This window comes from Streptomyces sp. NPDC088725, from assembly GCF_044751305.1.
Classification (GTDB): domain Bacteria; phylum Actinomycetota; class Actinomycetes; order Streptomycetales; family Streptomycetaceae; genus Streptomyces.
On record NZ_JBIVLO010000004.1, the window covers coordinates 427,682 to 442,231 of the forward strand.

General features: G+C 69.6%; 12 protein-coding genes and 1 tRNA gene. 7 read left to right on the forward strand and 6 right to left on the reverse strand.

Annotation, left to right across the window (positions count from 1 at the left end):
- Nucleotides 1-40 precede the first annotated feature (40 nt).
- The gene (locus ACIP6N_RS12110; protein WP_401814926.1) at nucleotides 41-1,594 is read left to right on the forward strand and encodes a S1C family serine protease; all 1,554 of its coding nucleotides are present in this window, start codon (nucleotides 41-43) and stop codon (nucleotides 1,592-1,594) included.
- Between the two features lie 662 nt (nucleotides 1,595-2,256).
- On the opposite strand, the gene ACIP6N_RS12115 is transcribed toward ACIP6N_RS12110, so the two are convergent.
- Nucleotides 2,257-2,766, reverse strand: coding sequence for a hypothetical protein (locus ACIP6N_RS12115; protein WP_401814928.1), 510 nt, complete (start codon nucleotides 2,764-2,766; stop codon nucleotides 2,257-2,259).
- Nucleotides 2,767-3,099: 333 nt separating this feature from the next.
- Here ACIP6N_RS12115 and ACIP6N_RS12120 point away from each other — a divergent pair.
- The 4 genes from ACIP6N_RS12120 to ACIP6N_RS12135 all read left to right on the forward strand — a co-directional run bounded on the left by ACIP6N_RS12120 (nucleotide 3,100) and on the right by ACIP6N_RS12135 (nucleotide 7,280).
- A tRNA-Ser gene (locus ACIP6N_RS12120) sits at nucleotides 3,100-3,186 on the forward strand.
- A gap of 493 nt (nucleotides 3,187-3,679) precedes the next feature.
- Nucleotides 3,680-4,648, forward strand: a complete 969-nt coding sequence (locus ACIP6N_RS12125; RefSeq protein WP_401814930.1) for an MBL fold metallo-hydrolase — start codon at nucleotides 3,680-3,682, stop codon at nucleotides 4,646-4,648.
- A 638-nt stretch (nucleotides 4,649-5,286) separates the two neighbouring features.
- Nucleotides 5,287-5,655, forward strand: coding sequence for a nuclear transport factor 2 family protein (locus tag ACIP6N_RS12130; protein ID WP_401814932.1), 369 nt, complete (start codon nucleotides 5,287-5,289; stop codon nucleotides 5,653-5,655).
- 110 nt (nucleotides 5,656-5,765) lie between these two features.
- The gene (locus ACIP6N_RS12135; RefSeq protein WP_401814934.1) at nucleotides 5,766-7,280 is read left to right on the forward strand and encodes an MmgE/PrpD family protein; all 1,515 of its coding nucleotides are present in this window, start codon (nucleotides 5,766-5,768) and stop codon (nucleotides 7,278-7,280) included.
- Between the two features lie 64 nt (nucleotides 7,281-7,344).
- On the opposite strand, the gene ACIP6N_RS12140 is transcribed toward ACIP6N_RS12135, so the two are convergent.
- Nucleotides 7,345-8,094, reverse strand: a complete 750-nt coding sequence (locus ACIP6N_RS12140; RefSeq protein ID WP_401814936.1) for an HAD family hydrolase — start codon at nucleotides 8,092-8,094, stop codon at nucleotides 7,345-7,347.
- The gene (locus ACIP6N_RS12145) at nucleotides 8,081-9,511 is read right to left on the reverse strand and encodes an acyl-CoA dehydrogenase family protein (RefSeq protein WP_401814938.1); all 1,431 of its coding nucleotides are present in this window, start codon (nucleotides 9,509-9,511) and stop codon (nucleotides 8,081-8,083) included. The genes ACIP6N_RS12140 and ACIP6N_RS12145 overlap by 14 nt, the downstream gene beginning before the upstream one ends.
- Nucleotides 9,512-9,532: 21 nt before the next feature.
- Between ACIP6N_RS12145 and ACIP6N_RS12150 the strand changes: the two genes are divergently transcribed.
- Entirely contained in the window at nucleotides 9,533-10,036 is a 504-nt protein-coding gene (locus ACIP6N_RS12150; RefSeq protein WP_401814940.1) for a TetR family transcriptional regulator, read from the forward strand.
- Here the strand turns inward: ACIP6N_RS12150 and ACIP6N_RS12155 are convergent.
- Nucleotides 10,022-11,110, reverse strand: a complete 1,089-nt coding sequence (locus tag ACIP6N_RS12155) for a ScbA/BarX family gamma-butyrolactone biosynthesis protein (RefSeq protein WP_401814941.1) — start codon at nucleotides 11,108-11,110, stop codon at nucleotides 10,022-10,024. The genes ACIP6N_RS12150 and ACIP6N_RS12155 overlap by 15 nt on opposite strands.
- A 384-nt stretch (nucleotides 11,111-11,494) precedes the next feature.
- Here ACIP6N_RS12155 and ACIP6N_RS12160 point away from each other — a divergent pair, with 384 nt between their 5' ends.
- The gene (locus ACIP6N_RS12160; protein WP_401814943.1) at nucleotides 11,495-12,130 is read left to right on the forward strand and encodes a ScbR family autoregulator-binding transcription factor; all 636 of its coding nucleotides are present in this window, start codon (nucleotides 11,495-11,497) and stop codon (nucleotides 12,128-12,130) included.
- Between the two features lie 58 nt (nucleotides 12,131-12,188).
- Here the strand turns inward: ACIP6N_RS12160 and ACIP6N_RS12165 are convergent, their stop codons facing one another.
- Nucleotides 12,189-13,136 (reverse strand): diacylglycerol/lipid kinase family protein, encoded by a 948-nt coding sequence (locus ACIP6N_RS12165; RefSeq protein ID WP_401814944.1) that lies wholly within the window; start codon nucleotides 13,134-13,136, stop codon nucleotides 12,189-12,191.
- Nucleotides 13,137-13,483: 347 nt separating this feature from the next.
- Entirely contained in the window at nucleotides 13,484-14,488 is a 1,005-nt protein-coding gene (locus ACIP6N_RS12170; protein WP_401814946.1) for an LLM class flavin-dependent oxidoreductase, read from the reverse strand.
- Between the last annotated feature and the right edge of the window lie 62 nt (nucleotides 14,489-14,550).

A 14,550-nucleotide genomic window follows, 5' to 3' on the forward strand; every position in this document is an offset into this window, starting at 1 on the left:
CCTTTGCCGACGACTGACGTGGAACCGAGGAGAAAGAGCTGTGAGCACCGAGAACGAGGGCACTGCGGCCCCCGCCGCCCAGGCCGTACCTCCCGTACCGGATGCCGCTCCTGTGGGCACGCCCGCCTCCGCTCCGAGAGACGCCGCGTACGAGCCCGGCGCGGCTCAGGGTCAGGCTCCGGCGTCCGGACAGGCTCCGACGTCACCTGCAGGGCCGCCCCAGGGGCCTTCCGATGGATCTTCCCAGGGGCCGGCGTACGGCTCGCCGGACCGTGAGCCGACGGGAAGCCCGGCGGGCGCACCGGCGGCACCTCCGGCAGAACCGCCCACGCATGCCTCGGGCGCCGGATGGCCGCCGCCCCCGCCCGTGTACCCCTCCTACGGAGGAGGCGGTGGCAATGGCGGCGAAGGCGGCGGTCACGGCTGGGGCACGCCGGAGCCCGCGCACCACGCCCCCCGCAAGCGGCCGGGCGGGCTGATCGCCGCGGTGATCATCGGCGCGCTGGTCGCGGGCGGCATCGGCGGCGGCATCGGCTACTGGGCCGCCGAGAGCAACAACGGCGGTTCGGGTTCCACGACCATCTCGGCCGGAGAGATCCCGCAGAACGTCAAGCGCGACGCGAGCACGGTCGCCGGAGTGGCCGCCAGGTCACTGCCGAGCGTGGTCACGATCCAGGCCGAGAGCGGCGACGGCGAAGGCGGTACGGGCACCGGCTTTATTTACGACAAGCAGGGCCATATCCTCACGAACAACCACGTGGTGGCCTCCGCGGCCAACGGCGGCGATCTGACCGCGACCTTCTCCAACGGCAAGAAGTACGACGCCGAGGTGGTCGGCCGCGCCGAGGGCTACGACGTGGCAGTGGTGAAGCTGAAGAACGCCCCGGCGGGCCTGACCCCGCTGGCCCTGGGCAACTCGGACCAGGTCGCGGTCGGCGACTCGACCATCGCGATCGGCGCGCCGTTCGGCCTCTCCAACACCGTCACCACCGGCATCATCAGCGCCAAGAACCGCCCGGTCGCCTCGGGTGACGGCGGCAGCAGCAGCAACTCGTACATGAGCGCCCTGCAGACCGACGCCTCCATCAACCCCGGCAACTCGGGCGGCCCGCTGCTCGACTCCCGCGGCGCGGTCATCGGCATCAACTCGGCGATCCAGTCCACGGGCAGCGCCGGCATGGGCCAGGCGCAGGCGGGCTCGATCGGCCTGGGCTTCGCCATCCCGATCAACCAGGCGAAGAACGTGGCCCAGCAGCTGATCAAGACCGGCACCCCGGTCTACCCGGTCATCGGCGCCACGGTCACGATGGCGGACACCCCCCAGGGCGCCGCGAGCGGCGCGGGCGCCACGATCGCCCCGGAGGGCGAGGGCAACACCCCGTCGGTCACCCCGAACGGCCCCGCGGCGAGCGCGGGACTGAAGGCGGGCGACGTGATCACCAAGTTCAACGACACCCCGATCGACAGCGGCCCCACCCTGATCGGCGAAATCTGGACCCACAAGCCGGGCGACAAGGTCACCCTGACGTACAAGCGCGACGGCAAGGAGTCGACGGTCCAGGTAACCCTGGGCTCCCGCAAGGGCGACAGCTGACCTGCCGGAGAGCAGCCGGCGCAAGAGGCTGAGGCGGGACCCCGGTTGAACGCCGGGGTCCCGCCTCAGCTTTTTGGCGTGGTGGGCTTGCTGATGCGGGACCTGTCCGTGTGGCTCCGGGGCGGGAAGAGGTCAGCAGCGGACTCATAATCCGTCGGTGTGCGGGAGCCGCCCCGTAGAGGCCGTCCACGGGGCGACCCGAGGAGAGGGCCGCCATGTGGTGGTCGACACCGTGCGCAACGCGCACACCCCCGGACGGCCGTGCGGATGGTCGGGACCCGGTGCCGGGTTGTCCTCGTCGGCTGCACGGGGCAGTCCGCCGCTTTGGACGTACTGGACGTCGTCGTCCGGGAGACCGAGATCAGGAGTTCTGTGGGAGCGACCCTCGCCGACGCCCACACGGTCATGCGGATGGCTGGGGGCAGGACTCATTGGCGGGCACGTCGGAGCGAGTATCCCCTGGGACAGGTCAACAAGGCATTGGCCCGCCGGGCCGACGGAAACGTCACCGGGCGTCTGGTCGTCGTCCCCTGATGAGACAGGGACGCGTCTCTCTGTGGGCCGACGACCGCACCGACCCGCGAAGTTGAACGGCAGGCGCAGAACAAGCGAGGGAAGCCGCCTGCCAAGGTCTACGGGTCACGGATCCGCCAACCTCGGCCTCACAGTTTGCCGACGACGACGCCGCGCCAGGTCCAGCCCGCGCCCAAGACGGCTTCCTGCAGAGGGTTCTTCAGATCAGAACTGTCGACGCTGAACGTCTCGGTCGCGAGGCCGCCGTCTTCGCCCTCGCCGAGCGCCCAGCGCTTCGAGGTCGTCCGCACCTGGCCACGTTGGGCCTCGGCCACCATCGCCAGCCTGGGGGTGTCGCCGACCCACGTGACCTCGTACTGCTGGTCAAGAGAGCGGACTTCGTTCTTCTCCGGGACCAGGCGCATACGGATCTGGAACACTCGGCGCACCCGGGTGCGGATGAAGAATGTCTGCCAGGCCGGCTCAAGGATGCGCCACTCAGCCACTACGTCAGCGCCCTCCTCGTGGCTGTCCCGGACGACGTACGGGACGTCAGGGCGGTTGAGGCCGAGCAAAGCCGCGTGGATCTCAGCGGCGGATCGCGGGGCGATACCGTCGGCGGGGCGCCTGGTTCCGGTCAGCTTGTCGAAGAGTCCCATGAACTCAACCTACGAGGAACCGGTTTGCGGGTGGCAGGTCTGCCGCCTCCCCGCGACGCCGTGAGGCCGCGCCGCGTCGGTGTCCGGGCAGGCTGTGCACGGACGCAGCGGGACTGCTGCTGCCAACGGCTCGCGGCGAAGACGGGGGACCTCGGTCGGAGAGGAGCCGGAGTACACCTGCGGACAGCCAGGCCGGCGGGCCCTGGCTACCCTGGACATCGTCCCGCCTAACGGCCCGTTTCGGACCCTACGGGCCGGGGACGGACCAACGGCCACCAGGACGGGCTGCGCCCGGTAGGCTGTAGCCGCCTCGTCGCTGGTCGGCGGGGCAGAGGTGGGTTGCCCGAGCGGCCTAAGGGAACGGTCTTGAAAACCGTCGTGGCAGCGATGTCACCGTGGGTTCAAATCCCACACCCACCGCAGCAGGTCAGCGTAGTTGCTGGTCAGAAGGGGTGCTCCTCAGTGAGGGGCACCCCTTCAGCCTTTGACGTGTCTCACGCTGTCCCGCCTGCGGGTCACTGGGGATCAGAGTTCGTCCCCCAGACGTCCCCCAGGGCCAGGAAGCCCCGTGGACCGATCGAGCCGGGTAATCCCGCCCGGCCCAGGGCCAGTTGTACCCCTGAGTCACGACCTTTTCTACGGTTGCAAGCGCCGGCTGCCTCCGCTTGGGCGGCTCTGCTGTGCCCTGCGCTCCTGGTTCGGCCCGTGCCGCGCACGGGGCTCCCGCGTGCGCCTGCATCGGGATGGGCGGGTGCCGGTGCCTCCGTCGCTGTGAACGCAAGGCAGAACACCTCCTCGCCTTCGTCGGCACAGCCGCAGCCCTCGTCTGGCGCCGTTCGCTCGACCGGCGCATCTATGCGAAGCGTGCGAGGATATTTCTGCCGACTTGCTCCGAGAGAACGGCGGAGGGCTTATGAACGGGATACCTGAGATCGCGCCCACTGGGACAACGGCCGAATACCTTGAGCCGTCGGCCACACAAGCGCTTCCCGTCGGCGCGAAGGTCGATCACATCTTCCGCAGGAACATCGAGCAGCCATATGTTCTCCAGCGGCTGACCGAGCGGGTGTGGTGGGTCTCCGCCCGTAACTACACCACGCTGATCTACGTGGGACCGGACTCGGTATTCGTCCTCGACCCGCTCGACAACTGCTACGACAGAATCGTCGCGGCCGTGCGAGAGATCACGGACAAGCCGATCGGGGCCATTCTCTACAGCCATTTCCACGTGGACCACATCGGAGACGCCGGGCGGTTCGTCGAGCACGATGCCGACATCCGGATCATCGCGAGCGCGAAAACGGCGGCCAAGCTCGATGCGGCGCGCAGCGTCCTTCCCCGCCCCAATCAGGTCATCGACTGGCCGCGCGGCTCCTTCAACTACGAGGGGCTTCATGTCGAGCTGTACGGCTTCGAGTGGGCGGCTCACACAGAGGATCACGCCGCGTGGCTGCTGCCGGAGGAGCGCATCCTCCACTCGCCCGACCTCGTGAATCCGGACGAGCCGCCCTTCTGGCGCTTCGCGGCGAACGAACGCTTCCTGTTCACCGAGGACAATCTCCGGGAAGTGACCCAATTCGACTGGGACTTCTTCTGCGGTGGCCACGGAAATGTCGGGTCCCGAGCCGACATCGAATTCCAGCTCGCGTTCATCGCCGAACTGAAGCAGGCCTGCGTGGAGGAGATCGCCAAGATTCCCCGCGCTGATTTCGCGCGGCCCGAGCGGGGTTCTCACACCGCGTGGCTCGCGGATTATCTCGCGGCGGTCGGCGAGGCCGCCACCGCACGGCTCCGCCCCACCTACGGCGGCACGTACGGATTCGAGGTGGCGACCCGGTCCAACGCTGAGATGATCGCCTTCGATTTTCTCCAGTACCGGTAATAGATCCGATTTCCGCGGGGCCTGCATCCGATAACCGGGTGCAGGCCCCGCGGGTCGCCCGGCCTCGGCTCGGAGAACCGGCCCGTGTCCGCCCGGATCGGGAGCGCGCTTCCGGTGCTGATTCCGGTCCGCTCATGGACCAGCCGGTGAGCTTCCCCGTCATGGGCCCCAGCGCGGCGCCCGTGGGGAGACCGCGTCCCGCCACGGGCGACCCGCACGCCTGGGATGGGAAGTCGTCTCGTGACAGCGTCCCGGGCCGCGGTCGCCCGGTTCGCCGTCCCACAACACGCGCTGACCCTGGGCGCCGGTCGTAGCCACGCCGCCAAGTGCCTTTCACGCAGGGGAAAAGGCATGCCCGGTGGAGCGCGTAAGGCACCTGTGTAAGTGGTCGAGTGGCAGTGCCCGGGCTGTGGCCGGTGGGGTCAGTACACCTGTTTGGGCTGCTTGTTACGTGTCAGAGGGGCGTCAGCAGTGGTGGGCACAGTGGTGTTGTCGCCCGGCGGCGCGTTGGCGTCCATGGCGGCGGCGCCGGAACAGGACGTCGTGGACGTCTTGGACGTCCTGGACGGCGGCGCTGGAACGGCACACTCCCCACAGCGGCGGCACGGCCGCGTGTACAGGACCGAAAGGGATTACCCATGAGCGACCTTGCCCACATCGTCACGCAGTACCTCGACATCTGGAACGAGGCGGACGCGGACAAGCGTGCTGCGGCCATTGCCGATCTGTTCACCGCGGACGCCCCCTACATCGATCCGCTGGCCGCGGTGGCCGGGCACGACGGGGTTGCCGCCGTGATCACCGCCGCGCGCGAGCAGTTCGCCGGGCTGTCCTTCGAGCTGCTCGGGGACGTCGACGCCCACCGCAACCTGGCGCGCTTCCGCTGGGGTCTGGTGACCGCGCCGGGCACCGAGCCCATCGCCATCGGGTTCGACGTCATCGTCACCGGTGAGGGCAGCCGTATCGAGGGCGTCTACGGCTTCCTCGACAAGGTCCCGTCCGCCTGACCGGGCGTCCACGCATCCCTCCACGGCGCTGACGGGCCGGAGGCGGCCGGGCGCAGCGCGCCATCCAGCCTCCGGCTCCTGTCCGTATCCAACGAAGGGGTTGTCCTTTCATGACGTCGGTCTCGAGTGACGGCATGGTCCATACGTCTCCCGCCTCCGGCACCCCGCTGGAGGAACTGGCCCGCTGGGCAGCGGAGTTGCGCCCGCAGGACATACCCGGCCGGGTGCTCGATCTCGCAGCCAGCCAGGTCCTGTCCCAACTCGCCTCCATCCGAGCCGGCTTGGCTCATCCGCTGGGACGGAGGCTGGTTGCCGCCTTCGGTCATCCCCTGCAGCGCGATCCGCGTACGGCGGCCAGTGTGCTCGCGGCCCTGGGATCGTGGCTCAACCTTGACGACACGGCGTATGCCGGTCATCTGTCGAACTCCACGGTCGCCGTGCCTCTCGCCTTCGCCCACGCGCGGCAGTTGGACGGGGTGTCCCTGCTGACCGCGGTGGTGGCGGCGAACGAGTGCGCCGCCCGTATCACCGCGTCGGCGACCCTGGGGCCGCTCCGGGGGCAGAGCGCCGTGCACACGCATCTCGCCGGAGCGGTGGCGGGACGTCTGCACTGTGATCAGGCCTCCTCGGAGCTGTGGGAAGACTCTCTCGGTCTTGCCTTCTCCATGCCCAACTGGCCTCTGATGCGCGGCTTCCTGGCCAGTGACGCGCGGCTGCTGAACGCCTTCACGCCGGTGCGTACCGCCATGGACGCGTGCGACGCCGCGGTCGCGGGGCTGCGGGGCGCGCCCGACATCCTTGACCATCCGGACGGCTTCCTCGCCCGGTTCGCGACGGTCCCGTTGCCGCAGGCCGTGGCGAAGGGGCTGGGTGAGCGCTGGCACACCGACACGCTGTCGTTCAAGATGCACCCCGGAGGACCGGGCATCGACGCCGCGGTCGACTGCGCGGCCGAGATACACGCGGAGTTGGGGCCGCTGCGCCCGGAGGACGTGGCGGAGGTCGTTGTCGAGGCCTCGCTGTACACGCTGTTCGCCGGCCGGTACGCCAGCAGCTATGTGGACGGGCCCGGTTCGCCGCTCGGCGCGCTCGTGCTGGACGTGCCGTATCCGGTGGCCACCGCGCTGCTGACCGGTGAGTTCAGCGTGGACGACTTCACCTCGCCGCGCGTGGACGATCCGCGGCGCTGGGAGTTGACCCAGCGGATCCGGCTGGTGCACGACACCGAGATGACACGCCAGTTGTTCCGCTCCGAGGCCCCCTTCGGTGAGGCCGTACGGGAAGCGGGAGTCCGGGCCGTCCCCTGGCTGAAGAGTTTCGGCGGCGACGAACTCGTCGAACTGGTGGGAACGTTCGAGGAGGGCGACCGGGACTTCACCCGTGCGACCAAGGCGACCGGTTCCCGGGTGAGCGTCCGGCTGAAGGACGGACGTGTGGTGACCCGCTCCCGTCTCATCCCGGTGGGTGCCGCGGGTCCGGAGACCCGGTCACGGCACGCCGAGATGATGCGGGCCAAGTTCCTGGCCGTCGGCGGACCCGAGAGCGTCGCGGACAGCGCGTCCGGCCTGCCGTACATGACGCCTCCGGAGGTGCGTCGCTGGATCGAGTCCGCCCTGCTCGACTGAACCGGGCCGCACGAGCCGCGCGGCCCGGTCCGTCGCCTGGGGCGAATTCCGTTCCGGTCCCGTCCTACGAAGCCGAAAGACTCCGAGGAGCGGTACCCGGCGAGGGCTCCGCTTTCAGGGAATCACCGAGGAGAGAACCACCGAGGAGAGAACCACCGACGAGAGAGTCGCCGAGGAGAGAGTCACCCGCCAATGAGTCACCGACAACGACCGGGTGCCCGACTTCGAGGAGCATCGGCAGGTCGGAGGCGTGGTCTCCGTAAGCGAAACAATCCGCGGGATCGACATCCGGACGGCTCGCCAGGAGCCGGCGTATCTGCCGGGCCTTTTCCGCACCGATCATCGGCTCGCCGATGATTTCACCCGTCCATGTCCCGCCGCACCGTTCCAGAACCGCGCACAATACGTGGGCGGCTCCCACCGCCTCGGCGATGAGGTGCAGCAGAGGAGGAAAAGAGCCGGATACGAGTGACACGGCGGCGCCGGCCTCACGGTGCGCCCGCAGATCGCGGAGGGTGGTGTCCACGAAGAAATCAGGTGCGGTGCCGCGTTCGTCGAACCAGCGGCGGGCCCACGCGGTGGTTTCCGCCACGGGAGTTCCGCGCCAGAGCCTGTGATACGCGCGATTAGCCTTCTCCCGCGGCAGCCCCGCTGCGATGCGTGCGGTCAGGTCCGCCGTCCAGGCCTCGGCCCGGCGCGCGCCGGCCGGTCCGTCCCTGCCTTCGTGGTAGTAGCGGAGGAAGTCGAAGGGGCTCTTGCACCGGATCAGGGTTTCGTCGACATCGGTGAACACCAGGCGTTCAGGCAGGGACACGGGATGTCTCCGATGCGGAAATGCCCGGCGCGGAATGAAGCTGTGCGGGAGAAGAGTCGCGCAACCCGGAAAAGATGGAGTCGGCGTAGATCAATGCGGCCGGCTCGGACCTCAGCACTGCATGGTCGGCGATGGTGTTGATATCGCGCCAGCAGCGCTCCAACACGTCTGAATTTTCATGGATATGAACACCGCCGGTACGGAAGAGCCTGTCGACGCTCTTGACCAGCAAGTCGATCGCGGTCGTGGCCACGTAGCTGTTTCGGGCGACATCCTGTTCGGTCCAATTCCCGGTGTCCACCCGCCGGGCCGCGTCTTCCAGCAGGAGCCGCGCGGCATCCAGGTCGGTGGTCGAGCGGGCCAGCGTACGGTGCAGCGAGCGGTCCGCGCCTTGGCTGTGGCTCCGTTGGGCGGCGTGCTTCGCCCAACGCGACCACGTGTCAAGGGCGTTGCGGGCCGCTCCGAGAGCAGGAGCGCAGAAAATCAGCCCGCCGACGAGCTGGGAGGGTACGGTATGGCACTTCTGCCGGCCGAAGCCGGGCGCACCGGCCATCAGTTCGGCGACCGGGAACGCGCGGTGGCGGGGCACCTGGGCTCCGGTGACCACCACCGTGTGACTGCCGGTGCCGCGCAGCCCCAGACTCCGCCACGATTCGAGGACCGCGAAATCGGCGCGCGGCACGGCGTACAGCCGCGGTCCCGCATCCCTCTCCTCAGCGCCCCGCGCGCTGAGGAGTGCCCAGTCCGCGTGGTCGACACCGCTGACACAGTGCCACTCGCCGCTGAGCGTCCAGCCGTCCGGCGCCGGACGTGCCTCCCCGGCCGGTCTGATCGCAGTCGCGATCAGCACATCCGGGGTGCGGCCCCACAGGTCGTCCTGTCCCCGGGCGGGCAGGTAGGCGGCGAAGCGGCCGTGCGCGGCGAACAGCGCGCCGCACCAGCCCGCGGAGGCGCACCCCTCTCCCACGGTGGCCGCGGTCGCCAACAGCCCGCCGAACGTGCCCTCTTCACCGCCCCAGCGGCGGGGAACGAAGTGGCGCGCCAGGCCGGCGCCGGTCAGCTGCCCGACCGTCTCCCGCGACAGCCGTCTCGCGCTCTCCGCCGCGGACGCGTGCGCGGCTGCGGTCCGTACCGTGACCGGCAAGCGGGCCGCTGCGGTGCCGGATGAGCCCGAACCACCCTCCGTGAGTGTGGGATTCACGCGCGAGGCAGCGTCGAATGATGGTCTGTGCATAGACTTCTCTCCTGGTAAAGCGTGAGTGATTTTTTGGGAGCTCATATAATTCGTTCTGGAACGCTTTATTGCGGATGACGTCATCGAGCCGAAAGCCAGGAGGTCCACATCGTGCCGAAGCAGGCTCGGGCCTTTCGCACGTACGACCGTGTTCTTTATGCCGCTGCGCACGAGTTCGCCCATTACGGATACGCCGGGGCCAACATGCAGCGCATCGCAGACAAGGTGGGGTTGACCAAAGGGGCGCTCTACGGACATTTCGCCACGAAAGAAGACTTGGCGGCGGTGTTCGCCGAGCGGCTCTCCAAGGTGACCGCCACGCTGTCCACCGTCGACAGCGAGCCGGTCGGCCGGCCCTTCCAGGAGCTGCGTGAGCTGTTGATGACCGCGGCCACCGTGTTTCAGGAGGACGACATCACGCATGCGGCCTTCCGGCTGGCGGCCGAGGAGGCAAGCGCGACGGATACGCAGATTCCGCTGATGGCGGGGATGCGGGAGTCGGTGTGGCACCTGGTGAACCGGCTGCAACAGGAGGAGCAGTGGGCTTCCCCGGTGACGACGGCGCACTTGACCGATCTGATCGTGGCGGCCTTCTTCGGTACCTACTGGACCAGTTCGGCCGAGGATCGGAATGAGCTGATCCGCCGGACGGACAACCTCTGGGAGATGCTGAGCGGGGCGCTCATGCGGGGGTCAGCGGAATGCTGAGGTCCCGGCCGTGCCGCGTGCGGCGGTCTCGTCCTGGCCGGCGGGGTCCGCGGGGTTCCAGGTCAGCTCGGCCGCGGCGATCGGCCGGCCCTGCTGGAGGGCGGTGATCCGCATGCGCCGCTGCCCGCTCGACGCGTCGTGCGTCCGTTCCTCGCAGGCGAGGTCGATGGGCTGGTGGAGTTCCCCGAAGGCCAGGCAGTCCACGGTCGCGCCGGTCAGCGCGTACGCCTGGCCGGTGCCCGCGCCGGATGCCTCGTGCGCCATGAGGTGGCCGAGCTGCCGGAATCCCTCCAGCATGGCCATCATCGGTACGTGGTCGGTGGGGTGGTCGAACAGTACGGCGTGGCCGCGGTCGAGCCGCAGCCGCCAGGGGCTGTGCGGAGTGGGCTCCTGGAGCACGCAGTCCCGGCGTCTGAGCCTTCCCACCCGTTCCGGAGACGCGATCACCGGGTTCGGCGGTGTGATCACCGGGCTCGGCGTGAGTGCCCTGTCCGGCGCGATGGCAGCGTCCGGCGGCGTGTTCAGCACATGTGTGAGTCCGTGGTTCGCCGCCGGCGGTGCCTGGGCGCCGGTCGCGGGTCTCGCGCGCAGTAAACGGTATCTTCGCTCGTCGAGCACGAGCGAGCGCACCTGGCCCGTGGCGAACGGCCGGCCGTCGGCGGTGAAGGTCACGTCCAGCCGGGCGAGGGCGCGGTTCGGCCGCTTGTCCTCCCACGTCCAGTCGATCTCCAGTACGACGGTGAGCGGAGCGGGGCCGACGCGCAGCGCTTCGAGGTCCGTGATGTCGAACGTCACCCCGTATCCGACGAAGTGACTGCCGAGCGCGATGCCCAGGTGCGAGTGGGAGACGTACAGCAGGGACTGCCGAATGGTTTCCGCCAACAGGAGCGGATCGCTGAATCCGTTGCTGTCGGGATGGTAGAGCGCGTGGTCGCGCGGCCACTGCGCGGCGACGGCGAAGAGGGTGTCATTCAGGCGAAGACCGTCGGTGACGAACACCTCGGCCACGGAGTTGCGGTGGACGAGCGAGCGGGGAACAGGTTGGAGGAAGGCCAGCTCAGCGGGGGTGCTCACTGCTGAGGCCGTCCCATCCCGGTGATCATTGACTGACGCGACCGATACCAGGGACATCGTTTCTCCCGACTGGCATACGAGTGACTGGGACACGTAGTTCGTCATGGCGATTCGGGTAATATACCTGCGTGAAGGTATGAAGGAACCGGCGTGTTTCCGCCACGTGTGGATGACCAACAAGCCACGCACGGAGGCCGGTTCGCCGGACGGACGACGCCGGGCATTCACCTCACGCCCCGTACCTGGGAGAATGGTCTTCGGTAGGAACAGGGGAGGGACGCACGGACGACGTGGCCGAAACGGCTCCTCCTGAGCCGGCATCGTCCGAGGTCCGGTTCCGCGACTCCCGCGAAGGGCACCACTCGAGGAACGGTTGAGCACGATATGAACAGGCCGAACTCTTCCACGACACCTCGGGTCCGTACGGCCGGTGAGACGTCGGACCCCAAGCAGGAGCGTGCGATCCGCACACGCGGCGCCATCCTCGTGGCCGCGGCCGAACTCTTCGCGGAGCACGGATTCCCCGACGTCACGATCAAGAACGTCGCGGACCGGGCCGAGTTGACCAAGGGCGCGATCTACTTCCACTTCGCCAACAAGGAAGCGCTGGCCGTGGCCGTCACCGACCACTTCTACCGGCGGCTCGGTGCTGTCGTGCGGGCGGCGCACGAAGGCAACGAGGCGTCACCCGCGGTCGTCAGGGACTTGTTCCTCCAGGTGGCGACCGCGTTCCGCGACGACCTCATCGTCCAGGCAGGCACCCGGCTGCAGCTGGAGCGCTCCTACATCAAGGCGCCGCTGCCCACCCCCTATACGGAGTTCACCGAACTCATCAGCGAACTCCTCACCGAATGCCGGGATTCCGGCACACTGCCGGAGACCGTGGACCCCGCGGCGCTCGCCCGCGTCCTGCGCTCGGCTCTGTTCGGCGCGCAGCACATCTCCTGGGTCTCCGAAGGGCGTTCGGACATCGTCGAGAGGGTCCAGGAGATCACCGAGGCTCTCCTGCCGGCGACCTGACGGGCCCGGTAGCGGCGGGGCGACCGGTTGACGCCGCCCTGCCGCGTCCGGCCCCGGCTCACTCCACCGGCGCCCAGGCGGTCAGAGCGCCGGGCATGACCTCGAACGTCGCGCGCGGGCCGATGCCGTGCTGGTAGTCGCCGTCGTGCTCCAGGGGGAGCCGGCGGCCGTCGGTACGCTCGACGACGATCCGCCGGCCACGTGCGTAGACGGTGGCCGGATGCGTCATGTGCGCGGCGTTCAGGGTCAGTCCGGGTACGTCGACGGCGGCCACGCCGTCACCGATCACGCAGATGTCGAGCAGTCCGTCGTCCAGCAGGGACTGCGGCAGGACGAGGTACTGGCCGCCGCGGTAACGCCCGCCGCCCACATTGGCGAGGACGGTGGGCCCCTCGTGCACCACCCGTCCGTCGACCGTGACCCGGCCGGGGTACGGCTCATAGGCGCGGGCGGTCTCGGCGAAGGCCCGTGCGTACCGGGCCAGTCCGGTCTCCGGGAGGGTCGCGGCGGTGATGAGGGCATCGGCGATAACGCCGGTGCACGCGCCGAGAAAGACCGGCTGCCCCGTCTCGGCCAGCCGGGCCAGGTCCAGTTGGGCCCGCCGCACACTGCCGCCGGGGCCGGAGTCGGCGAGCACCGCCTTCAGCGCCTCGGGCCACGGGCGTTCGCCCCACACCATTTTGTAGCCGGAGTTGCCGGTGCCGCCGGGTACGGCGAAGAAGACGGCGTCGCCGCCGGCCCCGGCCAGGGACCGCACGACTTCCTGGACGGTGCCGTCGCCGCCGATGGCGACGACCAGGTCGGGCGGGAGGGGCCGGGCGAGGGCCCGGCGTACGGCGTGGGTGGCGTCGCCGGGGCCCGTGGTGGAGTGGACCTCGGTGTGCGACAGATAGGCGGCGCACAACGTCTGCACGTCGTGGACCAGTTGGGCGCTGTGACTGCCCGATGCCTCATTGGCGATGATGAACGCCCTTGTCGGGGACGTGGCGTTGACGTGGTCGGCCATGTCGGTCCTCCTTCTTCGGCGGCGGGTGTACGAGGGGGCACGCCAGGGGGTGCGGCCGGCGGCGCCCCGGCCGGTGCCGCCACACCGGTCGAGGGCCCACCGTGCCCGGCGTTGCTGGTGGTTCGTCGCAGGAGATGGAGAGACGGAGGACGGAAAGGCCACGGCCCGGTACGTGTCGGCCCGAGGTGCGAAGGCCGGTCGGCCGGGCCGTGGTCAGCGCGCGCGGCGGACGACGGCTCCGCCGCCCGCGTGCGGCGGCGGGAACTGCCGTACGGGCGCCCCGGGCGCCGGTTCCACCGGACGGAGCCAGCTACCCGCACCGGACGTGAACCGGCCCGGGGCCGTGCTCACGACGGAGCGTTCGCCACGGTGATCTCGCGGCCGATCGCGCGTACCGCAGGCACCAGCACCTCGGCGATTTCTTTGAGTTGGGGTTCCGGGTCGAGTGATCCGACCCGCAGGACGACGTGGCGCGCGCCGGCCCGTACGTACGCGCCGAGCCATTCGGCGCAGCTCTCGGCGTCGCCGAACGCGTACGCCTGGATGGTGGACATCTGCTCCAGGGTCCGGCCGTAGTAGTGGCTGATGTAGTGCTCCAGTTCGGCCCTGGCCGCCGCCCGGTCCCGGTTGACGGTGACGGTCGCGTAGAGCCCCGGGGTCACCGCGTTCGCGTCCCGGCCTGCCTCGACGGCGAGTTCGGCGATGCGGCGGCGGGCCCGTCCGTAGGCGTCGGCGGACGGCAGGAAGGGCAGCCACCCGTCGTACTGCCGGGCGACCCGGGCCAGCACCTTCGGGGTGTCGCTGCCCGCGAGCCACAGGGGCGGGCCGCCCGCCGTGACCGGGCGGGGCAGCCGGTCGAGATCGGTGACCTGCCAGTGGCGCCCGTCGAAGTCCTTGGGCGCGTCCGCCTGCCAGGCGGTACGCCACAGGGCGGCGATCTCGTCCAGGCGACCCGCCCGTCCGGCGAACGAAGCGCCGACGGAGGCGAATTCGGCCTCGGTCTCCGGCATCGGGAATCCCGAGCCCAGGCCGAGGACGAGTCGTCCCGATGCCACGTGGTCGAGGCTGGTGACCATGTTGGCGCCGATCAGCGGGTGCCGCAGCGCCGGGGTCAGAGCCGCGGTACCCACGGTCATCGTGCTCGTCGCCGCGGCGGCCGCGGAGAGGACGACGAGCGGGTCCAGACGCGGCCGGGCGGTGAGCGAGTCACCTGCCCACAGCGAGTCGAAGCCCAGCGACTCCGCCTGCCGCGCGAACTCGATCAGGGGCGCTGCCGCGAAGGTGCCGGTGATGGCCTGTTCGCGGGTGGGCAGCAGGACTCCCACCTTCAGTGGCTCGGCCGGCGAGGACATGGCTGTCTCCGTTCGTGAAGGGAAGCGTGAGGGGGAAAGCGGGGGCGGGCAGGTGCGCGGGA